Origin of the sequence: Arthrobacter sp. Bz4, from assembly GCF_003075455.1 — a bacterium.
In the GTDB taxonomy this organism is placed as follows: Bacteria; Actinomycetota; Actinomycetes; order Actinomycetales; family Micrococcaceae; genus Arthrobacter_D.
This window is the reverse complement of sequence record NZ_QDAE01000022.1, coordinates 13321-28968: the sequence shown is the minus strand read 5'-3', so window position 1 is coordinate 28968 and position 15648 is coordinate 13321. Positions and strand designations below refer to the sequence as shown.

The 15648-nt window shown below is 63.2% G+C and carries 13 protein-coding genes and 2 pseudogenes; 3 read left to right on the top strand and 12 right to left on the bottom strand.

What is annotated here, in order from left to right:
- Positions 1-4: 4 nt before the first annotated feature.
- The 7 genes and pseudogenes from DDA93_RS13830 to DDA93_RS13800 all read right to left on the bottom strand — a co-directional run bounded on the left by DDA93_RS13830 (position 5) and on the right by DDA93_RS13800 (position 7743).
- A complete protein-coding gene (locus tag DDA93_RS13830) occupies positions 5-832 on the bottom strand; it encodes a CoA ester lyase (protein ID WP_116779090.1) in 828 nt (275 codons plus the stop codon).
- Positions 829-1335 (bottom strand): MaoC family dehydratase, encoded by a 507-nt coding sequence (locus DDA93_RS13825; RefSeq protein WP_019483487.1) that lies wholly within the window; start codon positions 1333-1335, stop codon positions 829-831. The genes DDA93_RS13830 and DDA93_RS13825 overlap by 4 nt, the downstream gene beginning before the upstream one ends.
- Positions 1328-1980, bottom strand: a pseudogene (locus tag DDA93_RS13820) (CoA transferase subunit B). The gene DDA93_RS13825 and the pseudogene DDA93_RS13820 overlap by 8 nt, the downstream one beginning before the upstream one ends.
- 3 nt (positions 1981-1983) lie before the next feature.
- Entirely contained in the window at positions 1984-2829 is an 846-nt protein-coding gene (locus tag DDA93_RS13815) for a CoA transferase subunit A (RefSeq protein ID WP_116779089.1), read from the bottom strand.
- Positions 2830-2863: 34 nt separating this feature from the next.
- Positions 2864-4024 (bottom strand): acyl-CoA dehydrogenase family protein, encoded by a 1161-nt coding sequence (locus tag DDA93_RS13810; protein ID WP_019483490.1) that lies wholly within the window; start codon positions 4022-4024, stop codon positions 2864-2866.
- Positions 4025-4040: 16 nt separating this feature from the next.
- Entirely contained in the window at positions 4041-6134 is a 2094-nt protein-coding gene (locus DDA93_RS13805) for a biotin carboxylase N-terminal domain-containing protein (RefSeq protein WP_116779088.1), read from the bottom strand.
- Positions 6135-6139: 5 nt separating this feature from the next.
- Positions 6140-7743: pseudogene (locus DDA93_RS13800) on the bottom strand (carboxyl transferase domain-containing protein).
- Between the two features lie 161 nt (positions 7744-7904).
- On the opposite strand from DDA93_RS13800, the gene DDA93_RS13795 reads away from it, so the two are divergent.
- Positions 7905-8513: a TetR/AcrR family transcriptional regulator gene (locus DDA93_RS13795; RefSeq protein ID WP_035748099.1), complete on the top strand. Its 609-nt coding sequence runs from the start codon at positions 7905-7907 to the stop codon at positions 8511-8513.
- Positions 8514-8563: 50 nt separating this feature from the next.
- The gene (locus tag DDA93_RS13790) at positions 8564-9031 is read left to right on the top strand and encodes a GNAT family N-acetyltransferase (protein ID WP_019483495.1); all 468 of its coding nucleotides are present in this window, start codon (positions 8564-8566) and stop codon (positions 9029-9031) included.
- Between the two features lie 147 nt (positions 9032-9178).
- Here the strand turns inward: DDA93_RS13790 and DDA93_RS13785 are convergent, their stop codons facing one another.
- Genes DDA93_RS13785 through pdhA form a run of 3 tightly spaced genes read right to left on the bottom strand, consistent with a single transcriptional unit; the run spans position 9179 to position 12815 of the window.
- Positions 9179-10645, bottom strand: a complete 1467-nt coding sequence (locus tag DDA93_RS13785) for a dihydrolipoamide acetyltransferase family protein (RefSeq protein WP_207771350.1) — start codon at positions 10643-10645, stop codon at positions 9179-9181.
- 8 nt (positions 10646-10653) lie between these two features.
- Positions 10654-11661 carry an alpha-ketoacid dehydrogenase subunit beta gene (locus DDA93_RS13780; protein WP_019483497.1) on the bottom strand — a complete coding sequence of 336 codons (1008 nt, stop codon included), beginning with the start codon at positions 11659-11661 and terminating at the stop codon, positions 10654-10656.
- Positions 11661-12815: a pyruvate dehydrogenase (acetyl-transferring) E1 component subunit alpha gene (gene pdhA, locus DDA93_RS13775; RefSeq protein ID WP_116779086.1), complete on the bottom strand. Its 1155-nt coding sequence runs from the start codon at positions 12813-12815 to the stop codon at positions 11661-11663. Before pdhA ends, DDA93_RS13780 begins: the two co-directional genes overlap by 1 nt.
- A gap of 201 nt (positions 12816-13016) precedes the next feature.
- Here pdhA and DDA93_RS13770 point away from each other — a divergent pair, with 201 nt between their 5' ends.
- Complete coding sequence (locus tag DDA93_RS13770) at positions 13017-13496, top strand: Lrp/AsnC family transcriptional regulator (protein WP_024477013.1); 480 nt, start codon at positions 13017-13019, stop codon at positions 13494-13496.
- A gap of 136 nt (positions 13497-13632) precedes the next feature.
- On the opposite strand, the gene DDA93_RS13765 is transcribed toward DDA93_RS13770, so the two are convergent.
- Positions 13633-15255: a cation acetate symporter gene (locus tag DDA93_RS13765; RefSeq protein WP_019483500.1), complete on the bottom strand. Its 1623-nt coding sequence runs from the start codon at positions 15253-15255 to the stop codon at positions 13633-13635.
- On the bottom strand, positions 15252-15635 hold the full coding sequence (locus DDA93_RS13760; RefSeq protein ID WP_019483501.1) for a DUF485 domain-containing protein: 384 nt from the start codon (positions 15633-15635) through the stop codon (positions 15252-15254). The genes DDA93_RS13765 and DDA93_RS13760 overlap by 4 nt, the downstream gene beginning before the upstream one ends.
- Positions 15636-15648 lie beyond the last annotated feature (13 nt).

The following is a 15648-nucleotide window of genomic DNA, read 5'->3' as shown; positions in this document are numbered from 1 at the left end:
CCGACTAATTCCCGGGAGCCAGAATGTCGCCGGACCTCGCCAGGGTCTGCTCGGCGTGACGGAGAATCGGACCATCAATCATCCGACCCCGAAATTGGAAGACACCGCCGCTGCTGGCTGCCTCGGCCAGGATGGACCGGGCATAGTCGACTTCCTCGGAAGACGGCAGATAAGCCTCGCTGATGATTGGCGCCTGGCTTGGATGGATACACGCCTTCGAGCCGAACCCTGAAGCGACAGCATCCCGCGACTCAGCAGCCAACCCGTCAAGATCGCCGATGTTGATATAGACCGCATCCATTGCCGCCTTGCCTGCAGCTGCAGCCGACAGCAGCACATGGGACCGGGCATGCAACGCAACCTGACGATACGACCCGTCCTCGTTACGGCTCGAGGATCCGCCCAACGATGCCACCAGGTCCTCGGCACCCCACATCAACGCCACCACATTGGGTTCGGCTGCAATCGCCTGCGCGTTGAGCACACCGGTAGCCGTCTCACACAGAGCGATCACCGAAAAAGCACTCAACCCCCACAGATCGGCCGCAGATTCGGTTTTCGCCAACATCACCGTGCGGTACGCCGTGTGCTTTAGCATCTCGATGTCCAGAGCGAAGTCGGTTGTCGACGCCGGGTTGACCCGGACGATGGTACGTTTCGGGTCCAGCCGGCTTGCGGCCACCGCTTCTCGCGCCGCCGGCTTATCCCCGGGAGCCACTGCATCCTCAAGATCGAGGATCACCGCACTTGCCCGGTCGGCCGCTTTGCCAAATCGCTCCGGACGGTCCGCCGGACAGAACAAAAGGGCTGGTCCCATGGTGAAACTGGTCATGAATCCGAGTGTCCTTCCTTGGTCCACATCAGCACACTCCGGGTCAGCGTCGCGACGACGGTACCCTCCTGATTGCGGCCGGTATGTTCCATCGTGACGATACCCTGACCGGGTCTGGACGACGACAGCCGCTTCTCGATCACCACAGTCTCCGTGTACAGGGTGTCGCCATGAAACAACGGGTGGGGGAAACGCACATTGGTCATACCCAGCTGCGCGACGATGGTCCCCTGAGTCAGCTGCGGAACCGACTGCCCGACAACAGTTGCCAGGGTCAGCATTGAATTCATCAGACGCTGGCCAAAAGGCTGGGATTCACTCCACGCTGCATCGAGGTGGAGGGCCTGGGTGTTCATTGTCATGGTCGTGAACAGCACGTTGTCAGTCTCGGTCAGGGTCCGCCCCGGCTTGTGCGAATAGATCACTTCGGTGTCGAGCTCCTCGAAGTACAGCCCGCGCTGTTCAATGACGGTCCGCTGTGGGTCCGCCGGCTGCTCAGCCATTCAGGTCGACCTCCAGTGGAGCGCCAGTGGCGGCGATGACCTCTTCGACGCTCACTCCGGGCGCCGTTTCACGCAGCACCAGGGTGCCACCGTTGCGGTTGGGGTCGACGTCGATCACCGCGAGATCGGTGATGATCCGGTTGACGCACCCCTTTCCGGTCAACGGAAGTGAGCAGGAGCTGACAATCTTGGGCTTGCCGCTGCGGTCGACGTGTTCCATCATCACGATGACCCGCTTCGCGCCAAAGACCAGGTCCATGGCTCCGCCCATGCCCTTGACCATCTTTCCGGGAATCATCCAGTTCGCGAGGTCACCATTCGCCGCAACCTCCATGGCGCCGAGCACAGCCACGTCGACGTGCCCACCCCTGATCATGCCGAAGGACGCAGCCGAATCGAAGAAGGCAGCCCCGGCGTTCACGGTCACGGTTTCCTTGCCGGCGTTGATCAGATCCGGGTCAAGTTGCGCTTCGGTGGGATAGGGCCCGACGCCGAGAATACCGTTCTCGGAGTGGAGCACCACCTCGACGCCCGCGGGGATGTAGTTGGGAATCAGGGTAGCATGCCGATACCCAGATTGACGTACTGCCCGTTCTCCAGTTCCTGGGCAACGCGCGCTGCTAGTTCGTTACGTGTCAGTGCCATGTCTCAGACCGCCTTCGCCGGGTTGGAACTATCGGATGCTTCGGAGAACAGCGCCTGCTCGGAAGACTGTGCCGGGCCGGAAGGCTCTGACTGCTCGGCCGCAAGCGACACCGTGCGCTTTTCGACTCGCTTCTCCGGATCAGCAGCAAGCACCACCCGCTGGACAAAGATTCCAGGGATGTGTACCTGCGCCGGATCAAGTTCGCCGGGTTCAACCAACTCCTCGACCTCCGCGATGGTGGTCTTCCCGGCCTGGGCGCAGAGCGGATTGAAGTTCATTGCTGTGGCATGGAAGACAAGGTTGCCGTGCCGGTCACCCTTCCAGGCATGAACCAGAGCGAAATCGGGGTTGACCGACTCCTCAAGCACATAGTCCTGCCCGCCGAAGGTGCGCACCTCTTTTGGCGCTGAGGCGACGGTGACGTGACCGGCGTCGTCGTACTTCTGCGGCAAGCCACCTTCGCTCACCTGCGTGCCAACGCCAGCAGGAGTGTAGAAGGCGGGAATCCCGGCGCCGCCGGCGCGCAGCCGCTCGGCCAGCGTGCCCTGCGGAGTCAACTCGACCTCGAGTTCACCCGAAAGGTACTGGCGGGCGAACTCCTTGTTCTCCCCCACATAGGAGCTGATGGTGCGACGGATCCGTCCGTCAAACAGCAGGACGCCGAGGCCCCAGTCGTCCACCCCGCAGTTGTTGCTGATCGTTTCGAGATCGGTGGTGCCTTGCTGGTGCAGCGCGTCGATCAGGGCCACCGGAATCCCGCAGAGCCCAAACCCGCCCACGGCCAGTGATGCACCATCGGGGATATCGGCCACTGCCTCGGCGGCGGTCGCAACAACTTTGTCGATCACTGTAACTCCTTAGGTACTGGCGTGGGGCGTGCTGCTATAGACCGAGTTCCCGAGCGATCAGCATCAGCTGAACCTCGGTCGTGCCTTCACCCACCTCGAGAATCTTCGAGTCGCGGTAGTGACGTGACACGGTGAACTCGTTGATAAACCCGTATCCACCGAAAATCTGGGTAGCATCGCGGGCGTTGTCCATTGCAGCCTCACCAGCCACCAGCTTAGCGATGGAAGCCTCGGTCTTGAACGGCTTGCCGGCGAGCATGCGCGAGGCGGCGTCGTAATAGGCCAACCGCGCGGTGTGCGCACGCGCCTGCATCCGCGCAATCTTGAACTGGATCGACTGGAAAGATCCGATATTGGTGCCGAAGGCCTGACGCTCCTTGGCGTACTTGATTGACTCTTCGACACAGCCCTGGGCGGCACCGGTGGCGAGCGCCGCAATCGCGATACGTCCCTCATCGAGGATCTGCAGGAAATTCGCATAGCCGCGGCCGCGGGTACCCAGCAGATTCGCTTCGGGAACGTGGACATCGGTGAGGGTGAGCGGGTGGGTGTCCGAGGCGTTCCAGCCCACCTTGTTGTAGGCCTTCTCGGCCTTGAAGCCTGGCGTATTGGTCGGCACCAGGATGGTCGAGATTTCCTTCTTGACGGAGCCATCATCGCGCGTGGTGGTGTCGGTGACCGCGGTGACGGTGACCAGCTGGGTGATATCGGTACCGGAGTTGGTGATGAACTCCTTGGTGCCGTTGATGACCCACTCGCCGTTCTCGAGCTTCGCCGTCGTCTTGGTCCCTGACGCATCCGAACCGGCCTCCGACTCGGTCAGGCCAAAGCCGCCGAGCGCCTTTCCGCTGGCCAGCAGCGGCAGCCATTGACGCTTCTGCTCCTCGCTGCCAAACCGGTAGACCGGCATCGCACCGAGTGACACGCCGGCCTCGAGGGTGATGGCCACTGACTGGTCGACCCGGGCGAGCTGCTCCAAGGCGAGGCAGAGGGCGAAGTAGTCCCCACCCATGCCGCCGTATTCCTCGGGGAAGGGCAACCCGAACAGGCCCATCTCGGCCATCTGGTCGACGACGGCGTACGGGAAGCTGTGCTCCTCGTCATGCTTGGCCGATACTGGCGCAACAACCTCGTCGGCGAAATCGCGGACGGTGTCTACCAGATCCTGGTATTCCTCGCTGAGTTCAAAGTTCATGACTTGCGTTCTTCTTTCATTCGGGTGTTCCTGCAGCGTCGGGCTGAATTTCTGTCGCGTGGATGCGTGCAACGATCTGGTTGGCTTTGACCAGGTCGCCGGGTTGGAGGTGGATCGATACGGTTCCGGCGACCGAGGCGGTCAGCTGGTGTTCCATCTTCATGGCCTCGACGCTGAGCAACGTCTGGCCGGTCTCGACCGTCTCACCGTCGGCAACCGACACCGAGGTGACCGTTCCCGGCATGGTTGAGCGAATTTCGGGGTCGGCCGTCCCCTCAGCGCGAGCAAGCTGCGAAAGCTGGGTTTCGAGCCGCTCGGTCCGGTTCAGGATCCGTACCGACGTCGACCATCCGGCGTCGGAATACCAGAGGGTGCTGCCGTGGTGGTCGGTTGACGCTGAACGTTCGATTACCGTCCGACGCTGGATGCCATCCACCGTTGCAGTGCCCCGTGCCCGGTCATAGCTGACGGACCGTACTGGATCGTCGCCACCGTCGCCGAGACGGACGTCATACCCCGCACTGGTGGGCTGCACGAGCACCTCCCGCACATCGCCGGGCGCGACGGCGAGATGCAGCGTTCGAGGTCGCGGCGTCCCCATCCGCCACCCGTCCCGGCGGGCCCAGGGCGAGCCGACTGGGTGGAAACTCGCCGGTTCGGACGTCGAGCTGCCAGCTTCGACTGCTGCGAGGACTGCGATTTCCTCGTCGGAAATGTGGCGGAACGCCAGCCCGGGCAGCTTGCGTTCGATCATGGTGGTGTCGAGCCGGCCAGCGCGGACGTCGTCGTCGTTGATCAGAAGCCTGAGGTACTCAATGTTGGTCTTGACCCCCACCACCACGGTGTCGGCGAGCGCCCGGTCGAGACGGTTCAGGGCTTCAGTGCGGTTGCGCCCCCAGGCGATGATCTTGGACAGCATCGGGTCGTAGCTGGCCGAAATTTCCAGTCCGCCGAGCAGCGAACTGTCAACGCGGATCCCTTCGCCGTCCGGTTCGGCGAGCTGGCTCACGACGCCGGTCGACGGCAGGAACTCGGCTTCGGGATCTTCGGCGTAGACCCGCGCTTCGACCGCGTGGCCGGTGAGTACGACGTCGTCCTGGGACAGGGTGAGTTTCTCACCGGCAGCGATCCGCACCTGCCACTGCACCAGGTCGGCGCCGGTAACCATCTCGGTGACAGGGTGTTCCACCTGGAGACGCGTATTCATCTCCATAAAGAAGAACTCATCGGGCGCATCGGCCGATACGAGGAACTCGACGGTTCCCGCTCCGCTGTAATCAACGCTGCGGGCCGCGTTGCATGCAGCTTCGCCGATCCGGGCCCGGGTCGCCTGGTCAAGCAGCGGCGATGGAGCCTCTTCGATGACCTTCTGGTGCCGGCGCTGCAGCGAACACTCCCGCTCGCCCAGATGAATCACGTTCCCGTGGTTGTCGGCGAGGATCTGGACTTCGATGTGTCGCGGCGTGAGGATCAGGCGTTCCAGGAACAGGGTGTCGTCGCCGAAAGCTGAGGCGGCAACGCGGCGCGCGGTCGGCAGGGTCCCGGCGAGGTCCTCCTCCCGTTCAACGGCATGCATTCCCTTCCCGCCGCCGCCGGCCGAGGGTTTGATCAACAGCGGGTATCCGACGTCGGCTGCAGCGTTCAGCAGTTGCTGATCGGTCAGGCCGGGCCGGGCGATGCCGGGCACCACCGGCACGCCATAATCCATCACATGATTCTTGGACCTGATCTTGTCGCCCATGACATTCAGCGCATGCACCGAAGGACCAATGAAGGCGATGTCTGCGTCGCTCAGGGCCTGGGCGAAGGCCTGGTTTTCGCTGAGGAACCCATAGCCCGGGTGCACCGCCTGCGCGCCGGTGCGGCGGCAGGCGTCGAGGATCGCGTCGATGGACAGGTAGCTCAGCGCTGGCGACGCGGGCCCGATCCGCACCGCCACATCAGCTTCACGCACGTGGAGGGCACCGGCGTCGGCGTCGCTATAGACCGCGACCGAGCGAATGCCCAGCGCCCGGAGGGAGCGGATCACCCGGCACGCAATTTCCCCGCGGTTGGCGACCAGCACGGTATCGAACAGGGCAGCGTCAGTGGTTGGTTCGATGGGTAACATCTCGCTCACATCCGGAAAAGGCCGAAGGAGGTGTCCCGGACCGGCGCATTGGCACAAATGTCCAAGGCGAGGCCGAGCACCGTGCGGGTATCCGCGGGGTCAATAATGCCGTCATCCCAGAGTCGGGCCGTCGAGTAGTAGGGGCTTCCCTGCTCCTCGTACTGGTCGCGGATCGGGGCTTTGAACGCCTCTTCGTCCTCGGCGCTCCACTCGTCGCCGCGGCCCTCAAGCTGATCCCGCTTCACTGTGCCCAGCACCGCAGAGGCCTGGTTCCCGCCCATCACCGAAATCCGGCTGGAAGGCCACATCCACAGGAATCGCGGCGAATAGGCCCTCCCGCACATCGAGTAGTTCCGGCACCGAAGGACCCGCCGACGACGACCGTCAGTTTGGGGACCCGGCAGGTGGCGACCGCCGTCACCATCTTGGCGCCATTCTTGGCAATGCCCCCGGCCTCGTAATCGCGGCCAACCATGAACCCTGACAGGTTCTGCAGAAAGATCAGCGGGATTCCACGCTGGTCGCAGAGCTCGATAAAGTGGGCGCCCTTGAGTGCCGACTCGCTGAACAGGACGCCGTTGTTGGCGACGATGCCCACCTGATGGCCGTGCAAGGTCGCGAAACCGGTGACCAGGGTAGCGCCGTATTCTTTCTTGAATTCGTGGAACCGGCTGCCGTCGACGAGCCGGGCAATAACCTCGCGGGCATCATAGGAGGCGTTGACGTCGGTGGGAACCGCTCCGTAGACCTCGTCGGGGTCGACAGCTGGTTCGGTGGAGGCCGTAATCTCCCAGGCCTGCGGGTTCCGCGGCAGGGTCGAGATGATGTCACGCACGATCTCCAGCGCGTGGGTATCGTTCTCCGCCAGGTGATCGGTGACCCCCGAAATTTTCGAATGAACGTCTCCCCCACCCAGCTCCTCGGCGGTGACGATCTCGCCGATTGCCGCTTTCACCAGGGGCGGGCCGCCGAGGAAGATGGTGCCCTGGTTACGGACGATGACCGTCTCATCGCTCATGGCCGGAACATACGCTCCACCGGCGGTACAGGACCCCATGACCGCAGCAATCTGGGGGATCTTCCGGGAGGACATGGTGGCCTGGTTGAAGAAAATCCGACCGAAGTGCTCCTTGTCGGGAAACACCTCGTCCTGTTTGGGCAGGAACGCTCCGCCGGAGTCCACCAGGTAGACACAGGGCAGGTTGTTTTCCAGCGCAATTTCCTGGGCTCGCAAATGCTTTTTCACCGTCAGGGGGTAGTAGGTACCGCCCTTGACGGTTGCGTCGTTGGAAATCACCAGCACGTGGCGCCCGTGGATCAGGCCGACGCCGGCGATTACCCCGGCCCCGGGGCACTCGTCGTCGTACAGTCCATTGGCAGCCAGCGGTGCGATTTCCAGGAAGGGGCTGCCGTCGTCGAGCAGTTGGTCAATGCGCTCCCGCGGCAGGAGCTTGCCGCGGGCGACATGACGTTCCCGAGACCGCTGCGGTCCGCCGAGGGAAGCCTCTGCGAGGCGTTCGCGCAATTCGGTGACCAGTTGGCGCTGTGCAGTATCGTTCTCGCGAAAGCCGGGGCTGGTGGGATCTACCTGGGATGTCAGCGTCTGCATGGGGTCTTTCCCTGACTGGTTGCTCGTCGGCGAGCGGACCGTCTGTTTGGAAGCATTTTCAGTTAGTATGTACTAACTGAGATTAGGTTAGTAGCTAATAACCGACTTGTCCACCAAAATGGGATGACCGGTCCACCAGGCCGTACGAGATGGGGGCATCAATGGAAGCTTCTGCTCCGAGCCGGATCACCGGCCGCAGCATGGCGAAGGCTTCCCGCCGCGCCGCGCTGCTGGATGCCGCGGCCCAGTTGTTTGCCGATCGCGGCTACAACGGCGTTTCCATCGAAGACCTCGGCGCCGCCGCCGGCGTCAGCGGTCCGGCGGTGTACCGTCACTTCAGCAATAAACCGGCAGTGCTTGGTGCCCTCCTGGCCGGGGTCAGCGAAGACCTGCTCCATGGCAGCAACGCGGTGGTCGCCAATGCTCCGGACCCGGCGTCGGCGCTTCGCGGGCTGATCGAGTTCCAGGTGGACTTCGCGCTGCGAAATGCCAATGTGATCAGGGTGCAGGACCGGGACCTCAACAGCCTGACCCCCGAAGATGAGCACACCGTGCGGTTCCTGCAGCGTCAATATGTGGAAGTGTGGGTGGATGTCATGGCCAAACTCCTGCCCGACGACGACCCCGCCCAACTTCGACGGAAGGCTCACGCGGCCTTCGGACTGATCAATTCGACTCCGCACACAACTCCCCGCCGGAAAAGCAGCAGCGACATTGCCGACCTGCGGCTCCTGCTGGAGAAAATGGCATGGTCGGCGCTTAATGCATAGCTCATTGCCTAGTAACCTGTTCCTACCCGCCATCTAACCGAAAGTTCGATGTGACTTCACTACGCGCCGTTGAACCCTCCGACCTGGACGAGTTTTTCACCCATCAACTCGATCCCAGTGCCAACCACATGGCCGCATTCACGGCCAAGAACCCAGCGGACCGCGGGGTGTTCAACCATCACTGGCAGAACATCCTGAACGATCCCCAGATCACCGTGCGCACCATCCTTCACGACGGCGCAGTGGTGGGCAGCATCCTCGCCTACCGCAATGACGAGACCCCCGAGATCAGCTACTGGATTGACAAGGCCAGCTGGGGCCAGGGCATCACCACGGACGCCGTCGGGCTATTCCTTGAGGAGTTCACCGATCGGCCGATCCGTGCCCGCGCCGTCGTCGACAACGTCAACTCCATCCGGATCCTCGAGCGCTACGGTTTCGAGCACATTGGTGAGGTACAGGGATTCGCCAACGCCCGCGGCGCGGTCGTCAAGGAACTGGTCCTCGAGCTCCGCTAGCTCCACGTCCAGGCTTCCGTGGCGCGTGATTGCGACGCCGGTGCCCGACTACCGAGGTCGGTGCAGGCCAGCGTCGGTGCAGGCCGACGTCGAAGCAGGCCAACGCCGAAGCCCGTCGGGGCGCCGCCCGCCGGGGCGCGGCCCACGCTAGATCATGGTGAGGACCATGCCGGGATCGGACAGGACGGTTCCGATATCGGCAAGGAACCGCGATCCCTGCTCGCCGTCCACCAGCCGATGGTCGAAGGACAGGCTCAGCGTCATTACTGAGCGCAAGGCGATCTCGCCCTGGTACTCCCACGGGGTGCGACGGACTGCTCCCATCGCCAGGATGGCTGCCTCCCCCGGATTGAGGATCGGCGTCCCCGCATCGATCCCAAACACCCCCACGTTGGTGATGGAGATGGTGCCGCCGGAGAGGTCTGCCGGGGTTGTTTTGCCGGCTCGCGCTGTCTCCGCCAGACCGGTCAACGCCTGGGCGAGCTCTTTCAGGCCGAGCCGATCGGCGTCTTTGATGTTCGGCACCATGAGACCCCGCGGTGTTGCCGCTGCAATGCCAAGATTCACAAAATGGTGCTGCACAATCTCGGAACTGGCGTCGTCCCACCGGGAGTTGACCGTCGGGTTTCGGGCCACCGCGATACAGAGCGCCTTGGCCACCACTGTGAGCGGCGTAATCTTCACATCGGCAAACGCCCGACTGGCTTTCAAGCGCGCGACAAGTTCCACGGTCGGAGTTACATCGATGGTCAGAAACTCAGTGACGTGCGGCGCGGTGAACGCGCTGGCCACCATCGCCGCCGCGGTGTGCTTGCGGACTCCCTTGATCGGCGTCCGGGTTTCACGCTGGTCGGCGGACCGTGCGGGGGCCGCTGAAACCGGCACGGCAGCGGCTGTCGCCGGAGCACCGGAGGCCGAGGACGCTTCCGTATGGCTTCCGGCGGCTGCAAGCACATCGTCGCGGATGATCAGTCCGCCGGGGCCGGTCCCGGCCACTGATTCCAGCTCGACCCCGAGGTCTCGCGCGAGTTTCCGCACCGGCGGAGTGGACCGGGGCCGTTCGGACGCCGATAGATTCACTGCCGGAGCCGGTGCTGTCTCACTAACCGCGGGCGACTGCGCCCGGTCCGGCGCCGGTGCCTGATCCTGAGCCGGTGCCTGATCCTGAGCCGGTGCCGCAGGACTGACAGCGGATCCGCCGCGGGCACGCCGGGCTGGCCGGCCCCCCTTCTCTACTGCTGCACCGTAACCGACCAGGTTGGGTTCGCGTTTGGCGGGCGCGACGTCGTCGGCCGGGCTCGTGACAGCGACGGCCCCCTCGGAATCCGCCGCAGCAGGTCCCCCGACGCCGACGCCGCCCTCCGCACCCGCAGCGGCTGGAACGTCGAAGGAAATGATCGGGGCGCCGACCTCCACCACCGTGCCGGGCTGCTCGTGCAGCCGCGCAACAACTCCCGCGTAGGGGGACGGCAGCTCGACCACTGCCTTGGCGGTCTCCACATCGGCAATGATCTGGTTGAGTTCGACGACGTCGCCCTCGGCTACGTGCCAACTGACAATTTCCGACTCGGTCAGACCTTCGCCTAGGTCCGGGAGCCTGAATTCCTTAATCACGGTTGCCACTACCTTTCGATCCCGCTCAGCGAATTGGTTCGTCCCATGACGCGGTCAACGCCGTCAAGAATCCGGTCCAGATCGGGCAGGTGATGGAATTCAAGTTTGGAATACGGGTAGGGGATGTCGAAGCCGGTAACCCGGACCGGTGCATGCTCGAGATAGTTGAAGCAGCGTTCAGTGATGCTGGCAGCGATTTCCGCACCCAGCCCACCCGACTGTGCTGCCTCGTGGGTGATGACCAGCCGCCCGGTTTTACGCACCGAGGCTTCGATGGTGGCGAAGTCGATGGGAGCCAGCGACCGCAAGTCAATGACCTCGACGGAAATACCTTCATCCGACGCCGCGATTGCAGCGTCACGGGCGGTGGGAACCAGCGGACCGTAGGTCACCAGAGTGACCTCGTCACCCTCGGCGACCACATGGGCGTCTTCCATCGATGATGCTGCGAGCTCAATCGACTCATCCACCTCGCCCTTGACGTGGTAGCGCCGTTTCGGCTCAAAGTACAGTACTGGGTCGTCGCAGGCGATGGCCTGCTGGATCATCGTGTAGGCGTCCTGCGGGTTGGAAACGCTGACCACTCGCAACCCCGAGGTGTGGGTGAAATAGGCTTCGGGCGACTCCGAGTGGTGCTCGGGCGAACCAATGCCGCCGCCGAACGGCACCCTGATGGTAATCGGCATTTTGACTGCACCCTGGGTCCGGTAATGCAGTTTGGCCACCTGGCAGACGATCTGGTCAAAAGCGGGGTAGATGAATCCGTCGAACTGGATCTCCACCACCGGCCGGTACCCGCGGTAAGCCATGCCGACGGCGGTCCCCATAATGGCCGACTCCGCCAATGGAGTGTCCAGAACACGGTGCTCCCCGAAATCCTTCTGCAGGCCCTCGGTAATCCGGAAAACACCGCCGAGCTTGCCGATATCCTCACCCATGAGGATCACCTTCGGGTCGTTTTCCATGGCCCGACGCATGCCGGCGTTGATGGCGCGGCCAAATGTCATGGTGGACATCAGAGGCTTCCTTCCGTGGCTGTTCCACTGCTCTTCTGCGACTCGGATCCAACAGGCTCGGAGTCGAAGGAGGCGAGGTAGCGGCCGTAGTTCTCCTGCTGCCGGTCCAGCCAGGAGTTGGGGGTGCTGTAAACGTGCTTGAAGACGTCCATGGGCGCGGGCTCCGGCATTTCAATGCACCCGGCGCGGAGCCTGGCTGCGACGTCGTTGGCCTTCGTGTTCACCGCGGCAAGGAAATCTGGTGTCAGCAGACCGAGCGAATCGAGGAGCACTGACAGTCGGGCGATCGGATCCTTAGCCGCCCAGTCCTCGAGTTCGTTCGCGTCGCGGTACTTGGTGGGGTCGTCAGCTGTGGTGTGGGGCCCCATCCGGTAGGTGACCGCTTCGATGAAGCTCGGCCCACCGCCGGTCCGTGCCCGGTCGAGCGCTTCCCGCGTCACGGCCAGGCAGGCCAGAACGTCGTTGCCGTCCACCCGGACGGACGGGATCCCGAAGCCTGGCGCACGGTTGGCAATCGGGACATGGGCCTGCAGGCCCACCGGCTCCGAGATGGCCCAGTGGTTGTTTTGGCAGAAGAAGATGACCGGCGCCTGGTAGCTGGCGGCGAAGACCATCGCCTCGTTGACGTCACCCTGGCTGGTGGCACCGTCGCCGAAGTAGGTGACGGCCACGGAATCAGCGCCGTCGTTCTGGATGCCCATCGCATAACCCGTGGCATGAAGGGTTTGCGCACCGATAATGACCTGCGGGGTGGCCATGTTGATGGAGAACGGGTCCCAGCCGGAGGAGGCGTTGCCCCGCCACACCCGGAGGATATCGGTGAAGTCGACGCCGCGACAGTAGGCCACAGCGTTCTCGCGGTAGCTGGAGAAGACAAAGTCGTCCTCCCGGAGTGCCCGGCCTGAGCCGATTTGGGCTGCTTCCTGTCCCAGCAGGGGCGGCCAAAGCGCGAGTTCGCCCTGCCGCTGGAGCGCGGTCGCCTCGGCGTCGATCCGGCGGACCACCACCATGTCTTCATAGAGTGCCTGCAGCGCCGGGCCGTCGACGTCGGCAACCCACCTGTCGTAGTCCCCGCTGGACTGCCGAACACCCGAGGGGGTCAGCAGCTGGATCAGTGAGTTTTCTCCAGCGGAAGCGGTGTCATTCAGGGGCACAATTACACAACCTTCATTGAGTGCACCGACCCGCCAACGGATCACCCTGATCCGGTCGCGTCGTCGGACCTTGACCCTCGGGCGTCTTTACCCAAAGATATTGTGACCCTACTCACAGAGGCCAAGGAGCACAACCGATCCCCGTTTGGCTGAGCATCCTGCCCAATTTATGCAGCCTGCACCGTGTTAGCATTGCGCATTATGCAACCCCTGGATTCCACTGACACTCGTCTCCTGATGGCCCTGGCGAAGGACCCCCGGCGCACCGTCGTCGCGTTGGCGCAGAAACTGGGCCTGTCCCGCAATACGGTGCAGGCCAGGATGGCCCAGCTGGAGAAGAAGTCGGTGTTCCTGTCTTTTGAGCGGCGGATCAATCCGGTTGCCCTTGGCTACCCCCTGATGGCCTTCATTCATGTGCATGTGCAACAGCAGAAACTCGCGGCCATCACCGAGCAGCTCGCGGGTATTCCCGAGGTGCTCGAAGCGTATGGTCTGACCGGACAGGCGGACATTCTGGTCCGCGTGGTCTGCGCGGATGCCGAGGACCTCTTCAGAATCAACGGGAAAATCCTCGGTTGCGACGGAGTGGAACGCTGTGACACCTCCCTGGCCATGGGGGAACTGGTCCCTTTCCGGGTTGAGCCCCTCCTGGAACGTGGACCACGGCAGCCGGGTGCGTAGGAAGGGGCACACGTAACACCGGAATTCCCGCCCCGTGCGCGGCATGCCCCCTTGCGGAAAGACCCTGTACACGGCAACAGGCCGGCCCGGATTCGGGCCGGCCTGTTGCCGTTGAAATAGGTGTCGAAGCGGGCGGCTAGTGTTCCGTTGCCTTTTCCGCACCAACTCCGGTCAGGGACCGGACTTCCATTTCCGCCTGCTTCTGCGGATCTTCGGTGGTCTTGGCAAGGACGCTTCCGAGCCAGCCGAGGAAGAACGCCAGCGGGATGGAGACGATGCCCGGGTTGTTCAGTGGGAACAGGACAAAGTCGGCGCCCTGGATCATCGAGGTTTCCCGGCCCGAAACGACAGGAGAGAAGGCGATGAGCAGCATTGCGGAACCGAGTCCGCCGTACATGCTCCAGATCGCACCCTGGGTGTTGAAGCGCTTCCAGAAGAGCGAGTAGAGGATGGTCGGCAGGTTGGCGCTTGCCGCAACTGCGAAGGCCAGCGCCACCAGGAAGGCAATGTTCTGCCCCTGCGCGCCGATGCCGCCGAGGATGGACAGGATACCGATGACGACGACGGTGCGGCGTGCAACCTTCACCTCGCCGTCGGGGTCGAGGTTGCCCTTGCGGATCACGTTTGCGTAGATGTCGTGGGCAAACGATGCTGCCGCGGTGATCGTCAGGCCGGCAACCACCGCGAGGATGGTGGCGAACGCGACTGCCGAAATGACCCCGAGCAGGATTGGCCCGCCCAGTTCAAACGCCAGCAGCGGTGCTGCCGAGTTGACGCCACCCGGGGCTGCGGTGATGCGATCGGCACCGATGAGGGCACCAGCGCCATAACCGAGGACCAGGGTGAACAGGTAGAACCCACCGATTAGCCAGATGGCCCAGACCACTGAGCGGCGGGCTTCCTTGGCAGTCGGAACCGTGTAGAAACGCATCAGGACGTGGGGCAGGGCCGCGGTACCGAGGACCAGCGCCAGAGCGAGCGAGACGAAGTCCAACTGCGAGGTGGAGCTGACACCGTACTGCAGGCCAGGGTTGATGATTTCGGGGTTTCCTGCGGTCTCCATGGCGGCACCGAGCAGGGTGGACAGGTTGAAGTTGTGGATAGCGAGAACCCAGATGGTCATCACGAACGCGCCGGTGATCAACATGACGGCCTTGATGATCTGCACCCAGGTGGTGCCCTTCATGCCACCGATCAGTACGTAAAGGATCATCAACCCGCCGACGACGGTGATGACCAGGGACTGACCGAGCCGGTCATCAATGCCCAGCAGGAGGGAGACAAGTCCGCCGGCGCCAGCCATCTGCGCGAGGAGGTAGAAGAAGCAGACGGCCAGGGTGGTGATGGCGGCGGCGATACGCACGGGACGCTGGCGCAACCGGAAGGAGAGGACGTCGGCCATGGTGAACTTGCCGGTGTTGCGTAGCAGCTCAGCCACGAGCAGCAGGGCTACCAGCCAGGCGACAAGGAAACCGATCGAGTAGAGAAACCCGTCGTAGCCGTTGATGGCAATGGCGCCGACGATTCCGAGGAACGAAGCGGCGGAAAGGTAGTCACCGGCGATGGCGGTACCGTTCTGTGGTCCACTGAAGGACCGGCCCGCGGCGTAGTAGTCGGCCGCGGTCTTGGTGTTGCGGCTAGCCCGGAGCACGATCACCAGGGTGACGGCGACGAACAAGCCGAAGATGGTCATGTTGAGCCACGGTTCACCGACCTGGGTGCTTTCGACCGTCTGCATCGGCAGGGAGAGGGGCATCATTTGGTAGCTCCTGGCTTTTCGGTGAAGACCTCCGGAGCGGTGGCCTCAAGCTCGTGGCGGATGTCCGCGGCGATTGGGTCAAGCTTCCGGTTGGCGTAGGTGACATAGCCCATGGTGATGGCAAACGTGGTGACGAACTGCAGCAGACCCATGATGAGTCCGATATTGATGTTTCCCCACACCGGGGTGGACATGAAGTCGGTGGCGTAGGACGCCAGCAGTACGTACAGGAAGTACCAGAGCAGGAAAAAGACTGCCATGGGGAAAACGAAACTGCGGTGGCGTTTGCGCAGTTCCTTGAATTGGGGGTTCTGCTGATATGCGGTGAAGTCGACGGGCGCTGCTGTGCCTGCATCCGGCGGCGATGGCTCGGTAGCCATGATTCCTCCTCGT

What these genes read in the sequence shown, in the direction of transcription:
- DDA93_RS13830 (WP_116779090.1), bottom strand. Translation starts at nt 832, where the DNA reads ATGACCAGTTTCACCATGGGACCAGCCCTTTTGTTCTGTCCGGCGGAC.
- DDA93_RS13825 (WP_019483487.1), bottom strand. Translation starts at nt 1,335, where the DNA reads ATGGCTGAGCAGCCGGCGGACCCACAGCGGACCGTCATTGAACAGCGC.
- DDA93_RS13810 (WP_019483490.1), bottom strand. Translation starts at nt 4,024, where the DNA reads ATGAACTTTGAACTCAGCGAGGAATACCAGGATCTGGTAGACACCGTC.
- DDA93_RS13805 (WP_116779088.1), bottom strand. Translation starts at nt 6,134, where the DNA reads ATGTTACCCATCGAACCAACCACTGACGCTGCCCTGTTCGATACCGTG.
- DDA93_RS13795 (WP_035748099.1), top strand. Translation starts at nt 7,905, where the DNA reads ATGGAAGCTTCTGCTCCGAGCCGGATCACCGGCCGCAGCATGGCGAAG.
- DDA93_RS13780 (WP_019483497.1), bottom strand. Translation starts at nt 11,661, where the DNA reads ATGTCCACCATGACATTTGGCCGCGCCATCAACGCCGGCATGCGTCGG.
- DDA93_RS13770 (WP_024477013.1), top strand. Translation starts at nt 13,017, where the DNA reads ATGCAACCCCTGGATTCCACTGACACTCGTCTCCTGATGGCCCTGGCG.
- DDA93_RS13765 (WP_019483500.1), bottom strand. Translation starts at nt 15,255, where the DNA reads ATGATGCCCCTCTCCCTGCCGATGCAGACGGTCGAAAGCACCCAGGTC.
- DDA93_RS13760 (WP_019483501.1), bottom strand. Translation starts at nt 15,635, where the DNA reads ATGGCTACCGAGCCATCGCCGCCGGATGCAGGCACAGCAGCGCCCGTC.